Annotated in this window: 13 protein-coding genes and 6 pseudogenes; 9 read left to right on the forward strand and 10 right to left on the reverse strand. The window is 41.8% G+C overall.

Features of this window, described 5'->3' with window-relative positions:
• Positions 1 to 230: 230 nt before the first annotated feature.
• The 4 genes from FTV12_RS07300 to FTV12_RS07315 are packed head-to-tail and all read left to right on the forward strand — an operon-like array spanning position 231 to position 4,012.
• Positions 231 to 521 carry a helix-turn-helix transcriptional regulator gene (locus FTV12_RS07300; protein ID WP_070153163.1) on the forward strand — a complete coding sequence of 97 codons (291 nt, stop codon included), beginning with the start codon at positions 231 to 233 and terminating at the stop codon, positions 519 to 521.
• Complete coding sequence (locus tag FTV12_RS07305; protein WP_154320132.1) at positions 511 to 1,860, forward strand: type II toxin-antitoxin system HipA family toxin; 1,350 nt, start codon at positions 511 to 513, stop codon at positions 1,858 to 1,860. Before FTV12_RS07300 ends, FTV12_RS07305 begins: the two co-directional genes overlap by 11 nt.
• Before the next feature lie 18 nt (positions 1,861 to 1,878).
• Entirely contained in the window at positions 1,879 to 2,883 is a 1,005-nt protein-coding gene (locus FTV12_RS07310; RefSeq protein WP_070153169.1) for a YecA family protein, read from the forward strand.
• Positions 2,884 to 2,893: 10 nt separating this feature from the next.
• A complete protein-coding gene (locus tag FTV12_RS07315; protein WP_179989052.1) occupies positions 2,894 to 4,012 on the forward strand; it encodes a hypothetical protein in 1,119 nt (372 codons plus the stop codon).
• 143 nt (positions 4,013 to 4,155) lie between these two features.
• On the opposite strand, the gene FTV12_RS07320 is transcribed toward FTV12_RS07315, so the two are convergent.
• On the reverse strand, positions 4,156 to 5,469 hold the full coding sequence (locus FTV12_RS07320; protein WP_070153175.1) for an ATP-binding protein: 1,314 nt from the start codon (positions 5,467 to 5,469) through the stop codon (positions 4,156 to 4,158).
• Positions 5,470 to 5,706: 237 nt separating this feature from the next.
• Between FTV12_RS07320 and FTV12_RS16615 the strand changes: the two are divergent.
• Together FTV12_RS16615 and FTV12_RS07330 are read left to right on the forward strand one after the other, a co-directional pair.
• Positions 5,707 to 6,012: pseudogene (locus tag FTV12_RS16615) on the forward strand (transcriptional regulator).
• A pseudogene (locus tag FTV12_RS07330) lies at positions 6,009 to 6,923 on the forward strand (type II toxin-antitoxin system HipA family toxin); the annotation flags it as partial. The pseudogenes FTV12_RS16615 and FTV12_RS07330, both read left to right, overlap by 4 nt.
• Positions 6,924 to 6,967: 44 nt before the next feature.
• On the opposite strand, the gene FTV12_RS16530 reads toward FTV12_RS07330, so the two are convergent.
• From FTV12_RS16530 to FTV12_RS07345, 4 genes and pseudogenes are all read right to left on the reverse strand, one after another.
• Positions 6,968 to 7,744 (reverse strand): DEAD/DEAH box helicase, encoded by a 777-nt coding sequence (locus FTV12_RS16530; RefSeq protein ID WP_257219781.1) that lies wholly within the window; start codon positions 7,742 to 7,744, stop codon positions 6,968 to 6,970.
• Positions 7,745 to 9,375: pseudogene (locus FTV12_RS16535) on the reverse strand (DEAD/DEAH box helicase family protein); the annotation flags it as partial.
• A gap of 25 nt (positions 9,376 to 9,400) precedes the next feature.
• Positions 9,401 to 9,772 (reverse strand): type II toxin-antitoxin system HigA family antitoxin, encoded by a 372-nt coding sequence (locus tag FTV12_RS07340; RefSeq protein ID WP_000354814.1) that lies wholly within the window; start codon positions 9,770 to 9,772, stop codon positions 9,401 to 9,403.
• A gap of 31 nt (positions 9,773 to 9,803) precedes the next feature.
• Entirely contained in the window at positions 9,804 to 10,106 is a 303-nt protein-coding gene (locus FTV12_RS07345) for a type II toxin-antitoxin system HigB family toxin (RefSeq protein ID WP_154320130.1), read from the reverse strand.
• Between the two features lie 390 nt (positions 10,107 to 10,496).
• Between FTV12_RS07345 and FTV12_RS07350 the strand changes: the two genes are divergently transcribed.
• On the forward strand, positions 10,497 to 10,700 hold the full coding sequence (locus FTV12_RS07350; protein ID WP_094069354.1) for a hypothetical protein: 204 nt from the start codon (positions 10,497 to 10,499) through the stop codon (positions 10,698 to 10,700).
• Between the two features lie 22 nt (positions 10,701 to 10,722).
• Here the strand turns inward: FTV12_RS07350 and FTV12_RS07355 are convergent, their stop codons facing one another.
• On the reverse strand, positions 10,723 to 11,604 hold the full coding sequence (locus tag FTV12_RS07355) for a hypothetical protein (protein ID WP_179989051.1): 882 nt from the start codon (positions 11,602 to 11,604) through the stop codon (positions 10,723 to 10,725).
• A gap of 67 nt (positions 11,605 to 11,671) precedes the next feature.
• A complete protein-coding gene (locus FTV12_RS07360) occupies positions 11,672 to 13,225 on the reverse strand; it encodes an esterase-like activity of phytase family protein (RefSeq protein WP_167846514.1) in 1,554 nt (517 codons plus the stop codon).
• Positions 13,226 to 13,699: 474 nt separating this feature from the next.
• Between FTV12_RS07360 and FTV12_RS07365 the strand changes: the two are divergent.
• Positions 13,700 to 14,527: pseudogene (locus tag FTV12_RS07365) on the forward strand (TonB-dependent receptor domain-containing protein); the annotation flags it as partial.
• Between the two features lie 268 nt (positions 14,528 to 14,795).
• Here FTV12_RS07365 and FTV12_RS16620 read toward each other — a convergent pair.
• Together FTV12_RS16620 and FTV12_RS07370 are read right to left on the reverse strand one after the other, a co-directional pair.
• A pseudogene (locus FTV12_RS16620) lies at positions 14,796 to 14,882 on the reverse strand (HNH endonuclease); the annotation flags it as partial.
• A 38-nt stretch (positions 14,883 to 14,920) separates the two neighbouring features.
• Positions 14,921 to 16,153 (reverse strand): ATP-binding protein, encoded by a 1,233-nt coding sequence (locus FTV12_RS07370; protein WP_094069408.1) that lies wholly within the window; start codon positions 16,151 to 16,153, stop codon positions 14,921 to 14,923.
• 335 nt (positions 16,154 to 16,488) lie between these two features.
• On the opposite strand from FTV12_RS07370, the pseudogene FTV12_RS07375 reads away from it, so the two are divergent.
• Positions 16,489 to 16,791: pseudogene (locus tag FTV12_RS07375) on the forward strand (transposase); the annotation flags it as partial.
• Here FTV12_RS07375 and FTV12_RS07380 read toward each other — a convergent pair.
• The gene (locus FTV12_RS07380) at positions 16,776 to 17,114 is read right to left on the reverse strand and encodes a transposase (RefSeq protein WP_154320127.1); all 339 of its coding nucleotides are present in this window, start codon (positions 17,112 to 17,114) and stop codon (positions 16,776 to 16,778) included. The pseudogene FTV12_RS07375 and the gene FTV12_RS07380 overlap by 16 nt on opposite strands.
• Positions 17,115 to 17,416 lie beyond the last annotated feature (302 nt).

Genomic DNA, 17,416 nt, shown 5'->3' on the forward strand with positions numbered 1-17,416 from the left:
GTTATATATGGCTGAACCGTACCGGGTTTGTCGGAGACTTTTTTATTTAAGTTAGGCCACCTGACCTAACGGGTTAATCTTATGCTGCTGTTAGGGTCTAAAAATAGCAGTTTTGAAGGGCTTTATCGAGTGATTTTTTCAACACTCTACGCAATTATGGATATCATAGTATCCACTTTATGTTTTATTTCGCTATAATGGATATAACTGTATCCATTTGGTCTTTGCGGATGAATTTTACCTTACTTGATGATACCGATGTAAGCCAAGCTTATGCGGCTTATTTACGTGAGTTACGCAAGCAGGCAAAGCTGTCGCGCGCTGCATTGGCTGAGCGAAGCTGCGTACCTGCGGCCACCATTAAGAAATTTGAGCTGACCGGGCAAATTTCATTTCGTCAATTGCTGTTGCTATGGCAGACACTTGATTCGCTAGATAGGCTTTATCAGCTCACGCAACTTAGCAAAGAACGCGCTGCTATACCCATGAGTATTGATGAGGTGCTAAAAGATGAGTTTTAAACCGATTCAGAAGCTTAATGTTACTCGTACGCTAAGCTCAGGTGAGCAGATATCTGTTGGAGTCTTGGCGCAGAATCGGCAAGGCGTTTTTTTTCAGTATACTGACGACTATTTGCAGCAGTTTGGCAATTTATCACCGTTTACCTTGCAAGCGAATACGCTAGTTCAAGCCGCACCTAAAGCGCCGCACCAAGGTGTACATGGCGTATTTGGGGATTGTTTGCCCGATGGCTGGGGCATGTTGTTACAAGATCGTATTTTCCGGCAAAAGGGCATCCTACCTAATCAATTAACGGCGATGGATAGACTGGCCTTTGTCGGTGATAAAGGCATGGGAGCGCTGTCTTTTGCTCCGGTGTCTGAGTTTTCAGCCACGACATACGCGGACATTGATTTAGCAACCTTGGGCTTAGAAGCACAAACGCTGTTCGATGCTTCAATGTCAGATTATATGGATGATAATCACGATGAGTTAGATGGGCATACGCAACAGGTGTTGGCCGCATTAGTCGCCGGTGGTAGTTCGGGTGGAGCAAGGCCTAAGGCGCAGATTTATATGCCTGCAGGGGAAACTCAGCATTGTCGAACCTTTGCTCAGCCTGGAGATGAGGCTTGGCTGATTAAGTTTACCTCGAAAAATCTCGCGCTCGGGCATGAAGAAGGGTTGTGTGAAGCGGTTTATTTGCAAATGGCCGAGCTTGCCAAGTGCCAACCACCAGTCTGGCAACTCATTGAAGCACCAACTACAAGCGGTGCGTCTGCCTGGTTGGCGCTTAAGCGTTTTGATTATGTCACGGAGCAGGCCCGTTTAAGCGGTAATCGCAGTTCAGGTCGCTTGCATATGCACAGCGCTTGCGGGCTGCTGGATGCAGACTTTCGAACGCCAAGTTTAGATTATATTGACTTGATCAAAGCCAGCCGTCAGTTGTGTAAATCTCCTGCTGCTGGGCAGCTGCAATTTCGCCGTGCCGTTTTTAACCTGCTGTCGTCTAACCAAGACGACCACAGTAAAAACTGGGCGTTTTTGCAAGCGGATGACGGTCAATGGAACCCTGCACCTTTTTACGATGTTACCTACAGCCCACATCCATTCAACGAACACGCCACTGCTTTCGGCGGTTATGGCAAAGCGCCATCGCTTAAGGTGATGCAAAAACTTGCTACTAGTGCTGGCTTTGCGAATTGGAATGATGCAAAGCAAGTTATTGAAGAAGTCGCAGAAGCCATCAGCCAATTTACGTATCTTGCCAAGCAACAAGGGATCAGTAAAACAACAATGTCCGTGATTGCTAAGACATTGGAGCAGCGTAAACAAGAAAATGCAGCGCTTTTTCTATAACAATAAGAAGGGACAGTAATGAAGCTCGGCCGAAACGATCCTTGCCATTGTGGCAGTGGTAAAAAATTTAAACGTTGTTGTATGAGCAGCGTTTCCAAGCAACATGCCCAAGTCTTCGATGATGTTGAAACCATGCTGGCAATGAACCCAAATTTGAGTCTTGATGAACTCAATGCCGCTTTGCAGCACAAAGTGCAAGAACGCAATCATCAACCTCATCCCGATTTTTGTGGCGTAACGCCAACGCAAATGGCCAATTGGCTTTATGCGCCTTTTGATGAATTAAAGTGGGTGACAATTTGCACTCCCGACTCTCTTTCTGCCAGCCCAATAATGCGTTATCTAGCCCTCATTCTTGATGAGGCCATGGCGCAAGAAGGCTCCTTCAAAGCCACGAGTAAAGGCAACTTACCGGCTAAGTTGGTTAAACAGGCCAGTGAGTTATTGCCTGAGTTTGCCGTTGCTCAATTAGAACGTAGTATAAGCATCAGCGAGTTTTCGGGCAGCAATGAAGACAAATTTAATGCCTTGCACTACACCCGAGTGCTTGCCGAAATTAGCGGTATTATTTATCGGCGCAGTGGCCGCTACCATGTAAAAAAATCAGCGCAAAAGCAGTATCAAGCGCTAGGCATACAGGCCTTTTTCAAACCTATGTTAGAGGCCGCTATCAGCAAATATAACTGGGGTTATTTGGACAGTTTCGAATACGATGTCGACTTGCGCACTTTTTGGTTGTTTATGCTGTGGCGTATTCAAAGCCACAACAGTGTGGAGCAGCTTGTGAAAGAGGTGATGACAGCTTTCCCTAATCTATTGCTGGTATTCCCTACGGATGATTACTTCTCGCCAGAAAGAAACTTAAGTATGCTCATCGAATCACGATTTATTGAGCGATTTTTGCAGTTTTGGGGATTTGTAACGATTGACCCAAGACGTTATATAAACGCTGAACAAGTCGCCAGAGTGATTCAGGTACAGCCTTTGTTAAAACAAACTTTTCAATTCACAATAAATAAATAGCAAGGTCACCGTGAGCGAATTTCAATACTATAAATTTGAGCGTCTGGATGGGTATTTAGATGCTAAAGCACGTCAAGCACTCAGAGCCATTTCAAGCCGTGCCGAGATCAGCGCTACGGCCTTTCAGGTGTATTACACCTACAGTGATCTAAAGGCCGAGCCTTTTGAGCTGATGTTAAAATACTTTGATATCGGTTTTTACTATGCCGATTGGGGCTCAATCGATGTATACATCAAGCTACCAGCAGGAACGCTTCCAGATGCGTTACTTGGCTTTTCAAGTGATGGACTTCATGTTCACGAAAACGATGAGTGGCAGTTGCTGATTTTTTCCCTTGAGGAGTGTGATGAGTATTTTGACGATGAGCATGCTGACGACTTTTTCCAGCATTTAGCCGCTTTACGCGGCGGGTTAATGCAAGGGGATTGGCGCCTTGTGTACTTAATGTGGCTCAAAGCGTTTGATTTTAATGATGGCGTTGAGCGAGTGCCGTTAATTCAATTCGATTTTGAGCACCTCAGGGAAGAGGAGCAGTCGTTTGCTGCGCTGTATGATATTCCCTTAGCATTGGTTAAGGCGCTCGCCATGGTGCTGAGCGAACAACCCAGTCACCAAGCCAAACAAACTCAGCTTACGCTTGATGCGTGGATCCATAATCTCTCGCAAGCAGAGAAAGACACGCTATTACGCACGTTGTTTGAGCAAGGCCAGCTAACCCGTCACCAAGCCTTAGCGCTGACGCGAAAAGAACCTGTCAACACAGACGAGATCTATCAATACTGGTTAACTTCCGCCGTCATTTCTCCTTTCATTGAGCAAGCGCAAAGTCAATTACAGCAAGAGCAAGCCGCAGCACTCGCAAAAAAATTAGCTATCGAAAAAGCGGAAAAAGAAAAAGCGTTGACGTATATCTACAATCAACGTGAGCACTACTGGCAGCAATCACAAGAGCAAGCGGATCGAACTTGCGCCAGTGGTTACGATGCGGCATCACGCTATCTGCATCAGCTGTTTGAGGCCTATCAGTTCAAAGCTGATGAAGCGGCGTTTGAACAACGTTTTAAGCGCTTTGTTGTGGCGAATAATAGCCGTAAAGCACTGTTAAATCGCTTGAGTGATTTGCTTTAAACGATGAGGCGATAGGCTGGCCAAATGACGTTAGCAAAAAACCGATTGAGGGTTGGTTGAAAGGTTGTAAGCCCACCAAAGGTCTACAAATTGTTACCTATGAAGTCACTTTGTGTAGACCTCGGGGTCTAAGTAACGCGCTTTTACCATCTCTGTGGTAAATACTGCGTGAAATACAAAGGCATCACGATATTGGTTTGCTCTAATGCGGATGAGCCTTGTGTACCCGTTAACTTAAAGGTTTTACTTGGAGTACATTTTTCAACGTAGGATGCCAACGATTTTGCTCTTGTACGTTTACCACTTTTGACCTCCACAGGGACGATATCGCCTTCATCGGTCGCCAAAATAAATTCGATTTCGGCACGGGCGTCATTCCATGAATAGCTTGGGTCAACGCCAATGGCAGTGAGCTCTTGTTGCACAAAGTTTTCAGCCACATAACCTTTGTATTCATAGTTTTGTTGCTTAATTTCTTTATAACTGCTGCCGAGCATATGATTAAGCAGACCCACATCAAACAAAAACAGTTTCACCATATTTTCTTTTTTATAGGCCGCTAACGGAGATTTCGGCAATCCTTCAATAGGGTAGTTTGGCAAAGCTAGGCGGCAGCAGTTAAGCCAATGGATCGCGGTTTCAAAATCGCTATAACGAGATTTACGCTCATGCACATGCTTAAATTTAAAGCGTTTAACCGACTCATCGCTGACAAGTGATAGCTGGGCTGGAATGCTATTAAATACCGATTCAATCAGTGTGGTGTCGACCTTGCCCGCGTACTTACCAAAATCGCGGCGATAACCTTCCACTAAATCGGCATGAATTTTTGTGACTTTTTCAACACGCTCTAGAATGCTTGAATCCTTATACTGATACCAAGCAGAAACGGCTTCCGGCATACCACCAGTAAAAAAGTAGTCAGTGAGTTTGTCCATCAATTTGGTGTGTACTGCCGGTGTGCTTGCTTGACTATCAAACGCTTTGATCAGCGCTTGCTCGTTGGATGCGTAAATAAATTCTTGGAAGGTCAGTGGTCGTAAATTGTATTGTTCTACCTTGCCCACAGGGAAGGTGTTGAGCAAACCAATATTCGAGCCGCTGGCAGCGACAAAATAGGACGGTGCTTTTTCAGCAAAGTACTTTAGTGAGGTAACGGCACGTTCACATTCGCCAATTTCATCTAATATCAGCAGATCGGTTTCTGGGTTGAACGCTTGGTTGGTTAACAACTCAATATTCATTACTAGCTCGTCAGGTGACAGAGAGCCATCGAACGCTTCTTTGTAGGCAGGGTTTTCAAGGAAGTCGATACGAAGGATGTTGGCAAAGGTATTCCCAAATAACTCTTGTAGCAGATAGGTTTTACCTGTTTGTCTTGCACCATCGATCAATAATGGCTTGCGCACCGGTTGATTTTTCCATGTTATTAGGGCGTTTAGTAAGTTGCGCTGCATTGTCATTTCCCGCCAATTAAGACTGTTAACTGCCTGTAGTATAACTCAGCCTACACTTTTACGCGCAGAAAAGTGCGGAATTTTACATTTTTATGCGCATAAAAGTGTAATTTGATGACCTTTGGCATTCAGGGATTCACATCATCGCCTTGGCCAACGCGCAAGCTAAACCTAAAAGTAGGATATAAATCCAATTATATTGAGTAAAGTGGGAATATAGTCCCTTTGGTTGGTGATATGGCTAAGCGTGACTTACACAATATATTGTTTCCAAAGCAGCGTAAAATCCTGACGCAGTTTGGTGAAGACTTGCTGTTGGCGATGAAAAGACGTGGTTTTACCAAAAAGCTACTGTGTGAACGTACTGGTTTTGATCATAAAACCGTGAATTAAGTCTTAGCCGGTGATCCGGGCGTTGCCATAGGCACTTACTTAAAGGTGATGGCCGTTCTTGGCATGGAAAGCAACTTTGCAGAAATGGCCGCCCATGATGAAGTGGGTATCAAGCTGCAAAACATAAAATTGCTGGAAGGTTCAAGATGAGCCGTGAAATCGTTGAAGTCTATGCCGACTGGCAGCCAATTGAAGCACCTTTGCTAATAGGGCTGCTTTCTTACAGCGATTCAAGCCGAGGTGGCGTGTTTAGTTTTGCCTACGATAAAGCATTTTTAACCTCAGCCTATCGCTTGCAAATTGATCCCATCCTGACCCTCCACTCCGGTGTACTCTAAAACGATGAAGTCGATAAAAGCTTCCGCGCATTTCTTGATTCATCGCCTGATAGATGGGGGCGTATTTTAATGCAGCGGCGTGCGGCGATTGAGGCGCGCAAAGGCATTCGAGCAACAAGTCGATTAAACGAATTGGATTACCTGCTGGGCGTAAATGACTCTTACCGGATGGGTGGTATTCGATTTAAGCGAACAGGCTCGAATGCTTTTTTGGACGACAATTCTGAATTTGCTGCGCCGCCAATGGCTTCTTTGCGAGAGCTAGAGCATGCAGCAATGCAGATTGAAAAAGACGATAACATCGACAGTGACGAGTATTACCGCTGGTTGAAAATGCTGATTTCTCCAGGCTCATCATTAGGTGGTGCAAGGCCCAAAGCTTGTGTCACAGATGAACAAGACCACTTGTGGATTGCTAAGTTTCCCAATTTAAACGATACCCATGATGTGGGCGCGTGGGAGATGGTCTGTTATGAATTGGCGTTAGCGGCAGGTGTTGACATGTTTCCAAGTGAGATGAGGCAATTTTCGTCACAGCACCATACCTTCTTAACAAAACGGTTTGACCGCGACGGTGACAAGCGGCTGCATTTTTCGTCGGCCATGACACAGCTTCAATACTATGATGGTGAACAATCTCAAGGTGCCAGCTACTTAGAGATTGCTGAATTTATTTCCAATTGTGGAGCACAAACCACAGCTGATTTAGCTCAGTTTTGGCGTATGGGGGTAAAGGCATGGGGAAGTGTTTAATGAAGTGCTGCTGTTTATTTTGGCTTGGTATTTGGTGAAGGGATGTTTTCTAATTTCAATGAAGGTTGCTTGTTACTGTTGTCATCAATGTACTCAAGGGCGTACCTCATAGCCTTGTAGCTTTTCTCGCGTTTTTTAAACATGCGTTGCAGCATAGGGAGAGTGCAGTCCACATAGTCGTGAATAGTGACTTGTGTTTTGCCTTCCGATTCACGATGAATACGACCGGCATATTGAGCCAATGTTCCTTTCCATGAGATGGGCATGGCCAAAAACAACGTATCCAGTCTTGGTAGGTCAAACCCTTCGCCTACATATTTTCCTGTTGCGACGACGACTTGAGCCGATTGCAGATGATTGTCAGCGTTCTTGCGTTCCGCAGCTTTCATGGCGCCTTTAAGTACGACAGTGCTTATACCCATTTCGGTAAGTCGTGAGTGTATGGATTCTGCGTGCTCTCTACGCTCTGTAAGGACTAACGGGTGTCCGCCATTTTGAACACACTCGTAGGCGTCTGAGACGATTTTTGAAGTGCGCTGCTCATTATTGACGAGCCAGCGGTAGGCATCGCTTATTTTGGGGCGCTCATCTGTTTTTATAAGCTCTGCTGCTGGTACATCGTAGAGCTGATGAATCATCACGGTTTGAGTAAATTGCTCATCAGGGCTTTGTTTCACTTTGTAGCGAATAGGCCCTGCCGCCATAAAAATGATCTTTTGATGACCATCTTGTCGCTCTGGTGTTGCTGTAAGGCCCAATACATATTTTGCTCTTACCTCGTTGAGTACCATTTCAAACCTTGGTGCAGATAGGTGGTGGCATTCGTCAACAATAATATGGCCGTAGTCTTGAATGAGAGGAGTGATGGAATTGTCTTTTTTATTAACCAAACTTTGGTAGGTGGCTATGTCGATAATGCCACTCGGCTTTCTTTTACCTCCGCCTATACTGCCAATGGTTACTTCGGGTAGGAACGTGCGTAAGCGCTCTTGCCATTGTCGAGCAGTTGTCGGCTATGAACCAGTATGAGGGTATTTACTTTGCGTTTTACGATCATAGCAATGGCAGTAACCGTTTTTCCAAATGCAGTTGGCGCATGCAAAATACCGAAGTCATGTTTAGATATTGCGGCCACTGCGTCACGCTGGTTCTTTCGCAAAGTGAACTCAGGGGTAAGCTTTAATAATGGTTTACCAATTTCACGCTTATCGTCAAATAGTGGCGAAATGTTTTGCTCTTGTAGCAAAGCAATCGCATCATCGAGGCAGCCTCGCGGTAGTGCTAGATAACCGTTTTCAATACGAGCACAGGAAATAAACCTCGGAATGCCATGGGTTGAAAAGCGCAACGCTTGTGTTTTAAAAAACACAGGATTAGAAAAACTAGCTAATCGCTTTAGTCCGGCCAGTAATGGCCCAGGTAACTCGCTCATCAAAAAGTAGATATGGTTGGCCAAGGTAATGGTCACGTTTTTCGGCAAAGACTCTAATTTTATTGGTGCGGCTTTGGCTGTGATTTCCCAAGGAGGGCGGTTGTCTGTTAGCCCTTGCTCGGACAGTAATAGGGTGTTGGGTGAAATAGTTGTTATGAGTTGGTCAATACTCGACTGAGTGAGCGTTTTAAGCTCAGCAAGGTACCGCCATTGATCATCGATGGCATTCAGGTCACTGTCAACAAAGCAACTACGACCTGAAAGGCGAGCCTCCTTTTGAAGTGGTAACGCAATGAGATTGCCAAACCCGCCTTCAGGAAGTACATCTTGGTTAGGAAAGAGCCTGTCATAGGAGTCAAACGATAGATTTGGAAATATTTCCATGGCTTTATCAAGCAAAGCGAAACCCAGTGCCCGAGCATGGTTCGCTGGGATATTGGTTTCAAAAAATATCCATAAGTGAGCCCCGTTGCCAGAACGCGAGATTTCTATCGCGTGCGGAATATCAAACGCTTGGCACACTTTAGACATTGCTTTGACTTCTTCTTGCCAACAGCCTTTGTCAAAATCGGCTGCCAACAAATAGCACGAATTATCTTTAAGTAGTGGATACAGACCTACCACTTGATGACCGGCAAGGTGCCTGTAAATAATGTGCTCGTTTAATTCGCTAAACTTTCGGTGTGAACAGTCTTGGCATTTAATGCGGGGTTTGTTGCATAGCCCGCTTACCCACTCATTATCACAGGCTACGGAATAGCCACTGCGCCCCTGTTGATTTTGCCAACGATTGGCAAAGATATCCTCTCTTCCACGAAATCGTTGTCTGAATAAGGCGACCTTTTGTTCTGGCGTGAATGTCTGTACTGAACGCTCGATTTGAGCGCTACGCAAAGCCTCTCTTAATGCGAGAAGCTGCTGCTTTTCATTTTCAAGCTCAGCTAGCCTGTTATCAATAGCAGAAATGTTTGGGTAGCGAGCGTCATTCATAACAAACTAATTTTGATTCGCAGCACTATAAAGCGCGAACTTGCGGTGGCTTGATCAGCGACTCTGCTGGAATACCTAACCCTTCATGAAGTTTCCAAATCATTTTTAGCGTGAGTGATCGCTTATGGTTTAGGATTTCATAAACACGATTGCTTTTACCTATCATGGGTTCAAGATCTTTAACGGTTAAGCCTTTGCGCTCCATCTCAAACTTTATTGCCTCAACAGGGTCTGGCAAATCCATTGGAAAATGCTTTGCTTCGTAGGCCTCGACTAACGTAACCAAAATGTCCAGCTTTTCGCCTTCGACGGTATCAGGCTCCGCCATCATTAGGTTTTCGATGTCGTTTAATGCCGCGCGGTAGTCGGCATCTGTTTTAATAGGTCTGATGTCCATTATATTTACCTCTTGTTACTACCTTTTGGCTTCAAATCGTTTGTACATCAATTTTATCGTATTGCGCATGGCTGCCGATAAACCGTATGTAAACCACTTTGTACGCATAATTGATCCAAGCAACTAACCGGTATTTATTACCGGCAATGTTAAACACGACACGCCCATCTTTGAGGATGCTGGCATTTCTAAAGTCCTGTTTCACATCCGCCGGTGCTCCCCAATCAGCGTTTAATGCATGCCTATACCAAGCTAACGTTGGCTCTTTAGCGTCAATGTATTCTGAGCTGTCTTCCCAAAATGTTTTTAAGGTTGATAGTGCGATAATTCTCATAAATAGATATTAGTCCCAATTTGGGACTTTTGCAAGTTTGGTATTCTTGATGCGGTTAGGAGTTGTTACCGCATCCCCAATTGCCCCATTCCTTGGGGCGGTTCACATCCCTCTTATTCACCCTCTTAAGCTCGGCATATCAAGTGTTGCCCCATTGTCCCAACTGCCACGGTAAGTGATCAAATGGGGGGCTTGCTATTTTCGCCTGATGGGCCTTTTCGACATGCGGCTGCGTTTGCCATCGAAGAAGGCCAATACTCTGAACCAATAGAGTGATTCTTCATACCCCAAGCTGTGCGTTGGACGTGCAGGCGGGATGAGCCCCAGTTTGCGTCCTAAACTGACAATCACGTAGAAGCGAACGGAAAATACCTATACGAGCCTGAAACTGTGGCTGAAGTTGAGCATATTCTAGGTGCTGTTGTTGTTCTATTAAGACAGCCGATTTATTCACTCGGTTTAGGCTGTGTGATTAATGTGTTTAGAACAGCCCAAGCTTTAAATATTGGGCTTGAAATTGGGGCAGAGAAGGATAACTTGTATCTCAAACCTGATCTGACAGTTACCCATTTTTTATTGTTTCTATCAGGTTAAATTTTCTAGATGTGTATGAAGGCTAATTGCAGAAATTTGATTGATATTGGTACACAAACTGAGTCTTTGTTGCTGTCGAAGTTGGTGCATTATATTGGGTTAAACCTTTTAAAGCACTGAAGCTTAAAGCAGCACGATCAACTACTTTTCTTGTGAAATTCGCATTGGGATCTGAATATTTAAACGAAATTTCTGCTAAAACAGGTTTTAGACTACCGTAAGGCAATAGGGTATACCATAAACTTAACTCTAAATCTGCATCGAATTCACCTAAATCAATCGTTGCACCACTATATTTTCGTTCATAGATAGTTAGACCACCAACTTGATTCAGGGCTAGACTATTATTAAAATTATAGTCATTTTTGAAGCCAGTAAATAGAATATTGATATCCTCAAAATCGTTAATGGTTCGCGAGGTTGGTACGGTTGTTGACTTGCTTGCAACTACAAGGAAACTCAAGTTATCTTTACGAGTAATGTCATCTTCTAGCTTAGTTTTTGCGCCTGATACATTGCTAGTCAAATCTTTGAAGTCAGCAATATAATGGTCATATCCACGATACTTTAAAGTTACTTCTTTTGTACCATTTTCATTACGCTCTCTGAAGCTGTATCCCATATTTTTTAAAGTACAGCTTCCTTGAGTATCGTAAAAGCGGATTTCTCTTTGTGTATCAAAGATCATAGCACCAGTTACGTCACGACTGATTTTATTTTCAATCGCATTTTTCACCGCTGAAAAATAGCTATTTATGCTGCTTGCTTCATTTCCATAATTAAAATTTATGGGATCTAATAGTACTTTGTATTCGCGAGATGTGGCTTTGGGAGATGCATAGCTCAGCGATGGTAGCACTGTAATTGCCAAGAAAGTTATCAAAGCCGATTGAGTTATTCTCATTTTTCTCTCTAGACAAAAGTTGAATTTAAAAAGCCCAAAAGTTTTAGCTTTTGGGCTTCATTCATTGTTATGGGTTGAAAAGATTTAACTTATCGGCAATATATAAGGTAGGTGTATCGACACGCATGCCCACATTATCCAAATACTTTTGCTCTAAACCATTGGTTGTCCAAAGACCCATGTCATCATCATTCACAATGCCAAGAGTTTGTCGGTTAATCAACCATAGACCTTCCATTTTGTCATGCGCATAACTTACACGTTTACCCATATCCAATACCAATGTTTTACTTACTGGCTGAATATTTAGTGCTTGTAATGCTTCCCATTTTTTATCGTTATTGATGAAATATTGCTCGAGGGTTTTACCTGCAATCGTTAAACCAAGTTTAGGATCTTGCACTAGATCGCCCTGAGTTGCGATATCCTCCAAATTGGTAGCATCCTTCAGATCAATACGATAAACATGTTTCATGATATTCGGATCGTCTTTAAGGAATTTGCCATCACGTTCCAGTACTAAAAACTCATGATCATTAATCGCAATAATAGCTGAGTTTGAGTTAGCATCAATTTCTTGACGATAGAGATACTGAGCAACTTTTCCTGTTTCAAGATTGATCGTCACAATACGTGTTAAGGTTGATTTATTAACAGCTTTAGTCGGTAAGTCCATTGTCGATTGCATAATCCCAACCAATGTTTTTTGGTCAGGTGTAATAGTTAAACCTTCCATACCACGGTTGGCACGACGATAACTAAATTCTTGCGGTAAAGTGAAGGTATTGCGCACATCATTTACAAAAGGATTAATACGACCAATTTCTTTTCCATTGGCATCATAGTGCACAATGTGAGGACCATATTCATCACTCACCCAGAATGTACCATCATTCAATGCTGCCAAACCTTCAGAATCGAGACCGTAATCATCAAGTTTGATAGGGTTCGTTATTGGGTCATAAGGCTTTGATGGATCTTTAGCGATGACCTTGCCATGAATATCGTAAGGTGTTTCGCCTGTACCACCTAGTGCAGCAGTATTCGGTAATCCACTAATATTATTTCCATCACGATCTTTTAATAAAATCGTTTTGATGAGTTTGATTGAGCCATCATCTTGTACCTCAAACAACCCAATTTTAGGTATATAGTCTGGCATTGGAAAAATCTTACCAGCACCATTCACGCCATCATTATAGTCAGCATTTGGGCCACGATCTGTGATTGCGTAAAATTGTTTATTGTTCGTAGGATGGGCAGCAACATCAGAGCCAAAGCCACCCTGTCGAAGTGTAAATGCACTCGCAATAGTTGTTCCATTCGCCTTAAAGCTTGTTAAGTTTTGGTAAGGCAATGCAACCCCTTGGGCAAATAAGTTTGGACCACACTGGATGGAGCTTTGCTGGATTTCATTCGCATCCAACTCACCATTTTGATTTTTATCCAAACCACTTTCAATACGTGTTCCAGCACTCCAGCAATCATCATTTCCAAGTACTAAAGGCGTCTGTTGAATCAAACTATTCAATCCATTTTGACCATTGTCCCCATCATCAGTACATGCGGTTAATAAAATTGTCGAAGCTAATAAAGCTAAGGTTAGTGGTTTTTTTTTCATTTTTTTGAAGCATCATGTTTAAAAAGCTTCATCATAAGAAGCAAAAATGACAATTACATGAATGAAATATGATCAATGTAAAATTTTAGCAAATTAAAAATATCAGTAGTTTGTGGGGGTTATATCTAGGTTTTCTTCATTATTTATCAAATGTGGTTTGAGGTAAAATTAAAATAAAACTTTAAACTGCCACAGTATTCTAGATATAAGCAGCCTTATTATGAAGCTGTCTCATAGGGCAGGGTTATACCAATGCTAAGTTTGAAGTGATTGAATCATCCTACTTACTAACGACACAATGTGACGTGTCGAAATTTATGTTTATTGAAAATTCCCCCAAATAATTTAAATTACTGTAATATTTTCCAATAGTTAAAACATTGCTAGTAGCATCATCAACTTAAATGTACTGTGTTGCAGGTAATAGAATTAAGACATCAGAAATAGCTTCAGCACCATGACTAAACCACAGGCAATGGTGATGACAGTGGTTCAACAGATTATCAAAAGTTACTTCCAACTGTCGCTTTAGGCTGGGATATATTACCTGAGCTTTATACTTATGCTAGCTATGGCAAAGGCTTCGAAACACCAACCTTTACCGAGATGGCCTATCTTACAGTAGGGACTTCAGGCATTAACTTTAATTTAAAACCTGCGACCAGTGATACCGTAGAACTTGGCTTAAAATCGCAGAATACCTTAGGGTTATTTACTTTTGCTGTATTTCATACTGAAACTAAAAATGACATTGTGCCTGACGATGCCAATGGCGGGCGAAGCACATTTCGTAATGCAGAAAAAACCTTACGTGAAGGCTTAGAGTTATCGTGGCAAAAACAGCTCTGGCAAGCACTCAATATTCGAACCAGTTATAGTTATTTAGATGCGACTTTTGATGCTGATATTCCAGCGACCACAACCAAACCGCTGATACAAAAAGGAACATATATTCCAGGTATTGCCAAGAATCAAGCTTTTGTAGGCTTGGCATGGCAACCTGAGCAGGGATTTCAGGCAGGCTTAGAAGCACGTTATATGGACAAGATTTATGTCGATGATATCAACTCTGATACTGCACCAAGTTATACGGTCGTTGCGGCAAATGTTGGCTATTTGTGGGTCAATAAAGACTGGAAAGTAAATACTTATGCACGACTAGATAATTTATTAGATCGAAACTATGTGGGTTCCGTGATTGTCAATGATAGTAATAATCGTTTCTTTGAGCCCGCAGATAGACGAAATTTTAATGTTGGACTATCGATAAAAAAATATTCTAACATAGGCTTTGTTGCATAAATACATAACCAACTGATTTTGTTCATTAATTTTTAGGTTGAAATTCATACAAACCTATTTAAATCAGAAGCTTACAAAATCTTTATGCAACAAAGCCGTGGAACAGCCACAAATAAACTCAGTAATAAATTTTTAAACATATTAATCCCCCGTTAAGTAACGGATTATAACAGCCGTAACTATCTAATCACATGCAAAAAGTAGCCGTTTCGCCTTTTCCTGTCCTCACATGATGCAAGCGGACCATACATCTTAATCAGATAGAAATCGAGTCGAGGTAAATCAATCCATCACAAATGGAGCAGAAATTATGCTTGATCACACTCTTGGTTAATGCTGAAAAGTCTTTGAGTTTTAATTAATAAATAAGTGTATCCATGTCTACCCTCAACTTTACTTATTTTCAGATAGCAACCAATCGAGAGCACTCATTTTTACAATACCATTATAATTCGCTTCAGTCCCTATCGTGTCTAAGGTAAGCAAATACTTGGGATACGAATCAGAAATTTTCTGTAATGGACGTAACTCTCGGCTGAGTGTCTCCTCATTGAGCGTTTCTAATGCCACCTGATAATAAGTTAAATTCTGTAAAGTATCGACAGCAACAAAATCAATTTCATATTCATCAACCCGCCCTACATAGACCGTATAACCTCGTCTGACAAGCTCAAGATAAATCACATTTTCTAAGATATGACCTTGATCAGCATTAGCATCAGGCAACATAATCCGGCGCAATCCGACATCAACTAAATAGTATTTTTCAGAGGATTGTAATAACTCACGCCCGCGTACTTTAAATTGTGCGGCACTATAAAATAACAAACTGTCCTGTAAGCCCTGAATATAGCGTTTTACTGTTTCAAATGAAATTTTAACCCCACTTGAAACAAAGGTATTTTTAATTTTATTGATGGAAATAGGTGAGCCTGTCACGCTTGCCAAATATCTTGCGACACGCTCGAGAGAGTTAATATCGGCAGTATTCAAACGGGGAATAACATCTTTAAACATTACACTGGCATAGACTGCTTGCAAGTAATCATAAGTTTCCTGCTGGCTAGTCATGGCAAGCGTATAAGGGAAACTACTGCGCGTATACATGGCATACAAATCACGATTTGATAATTGTTGGATGATCGGATTATTTTCAATATGCCACTGTTTAAATTCTTGGAATGACAGAGGTAGAACATGTTGCTCGATATAGCGTCCTGTAAGTAAAGTCGCAAGTTCTCCACTTAGAAAGAATGCATTTGAGCCTGTAATATATAAATCGATATAATCCCGAACATATAAAGAGTCGACTACTTTCTCAAAATTTGTAACATGTTGTATTTCATCTAAGAAAACATAGTTTTTTTTACTTTTATCAACTTTGGACAATACATAATCATGTAGTTTACGGTAATCGGTGAGTTCTTCAAATTCCATAAATTCGAAGTTGATGGCAATGATGTTTTCGGCTTGTACACCCTGTGCTTTTAGGATTTGTTGAAACATTGCCAATAAGGTGGATTTTCCAGAGCGACGCACACCTGAAAGTACTTTAATGACATCACGGTCTTGCCATGTATTCAGAAATTTTAAGTAGCCATCACGTCGAATATTAGCGCTTCTCATTATTTACACTTGGAATCTAAAGTTTTAATAAATTATATCAAATTTTAGAACGTATATGTAAATATATTTAATTTTAAAAAAAGTTTAAGGTTAAGTGAAACATTCAAAGCTGCTGTTGAAGTATACGGATAGTAAATGTAATAAAAATCCAGATTCTATCTTTTTTGACTCTGTACACGACAAAAAACCTAAATATGCCTAATATCGTATCTGGGTCTACTCCTTAGATGAGCAATGGTGATGCCTTGTTTTCGGATTTGTTGAGACTGTAAATAAAACTATGTAAACGCTTAAACTCCCCCAACGTTGTTGGGGTCAAACAAAAGGTGTTTACCATGAAAGATGAAGCAATGTTGGCACTCGCTAAAGAGTTAGCCAAGAACCTAAAAACCGAACTCGATCTCAATAATTTTAGTCGGGCTTTAAAGAAATTGACTGTTGAAACTGCCCTTAATGCGGAACTCACCGACCATTTAGGTTACGAAAAGAATAGTCCACGAACAGGTAAAAATGCTCGCAATGGTTACACAACGAAGCGTCTACTGACTGATGATGGTGAGTTTGAACTAGATACCCCTAGAGATCGTGAGGGTAAATTTGAGCCACAGCTTATCAAGAAAAATCAGACCCGTATCACAAAGCCAATTTCTGCTTTTGAGTGAGGTAAAGCAATTTGAACCGTTAACATATTAGTAGAAATAGGATCTAATGGTGCAGAGCAGGATAAGGCAATAAATGCAGGTTTATTCGGTGGTGGTGAGCGATCATTCTTTGGTTTACCATCAAATAAGCGAATCCATTTGGATACAAGATTTGCATTCAATCCATGTTGCAAAGCGACCGAAGCAATTGAAACGTCAGGTGCTTTACAAGCCTGAACGATCTGCTGTTTAAATTCAGCACTGTATGTTCTTCGTTTTTTCGCTAGAGATGCGATGGATGTCTGATTATTTGTCGTCATAAATTTAAGTCCCCACTTGTTTTTAAGTGGGGACTAAATTAAGGCTTATAGGATGAATTCATAAGGTGTGTTCAGCGGACGCTTACGAAAAAACAGCCAAGTGCTCATATGGTACAGTTATATCAAGAACAATGGTCAGATTGGCTATCAACGACACATGTGGCAAGTGAAGGTGTCCTGCAGAATGAAAGTTAAGTGTCTATTGAGGGGTACAATCTAATGGGAGAAATTGAAAAATAAAATACCATTGAATATTTGGTCATTATTTGTTAATTTCTGCGCAAAATTTAACATGCAATAAA

Origin of the sequence: Acinetobacter sp. YH12233 (assembly GCF_013417725.1) — a bacterium.
Lineage (GTDB): Bacteria > Pseudomonadota > Gammaproteobacteria > Pseudomonadales > Moraxellaceae > Acinetobacter.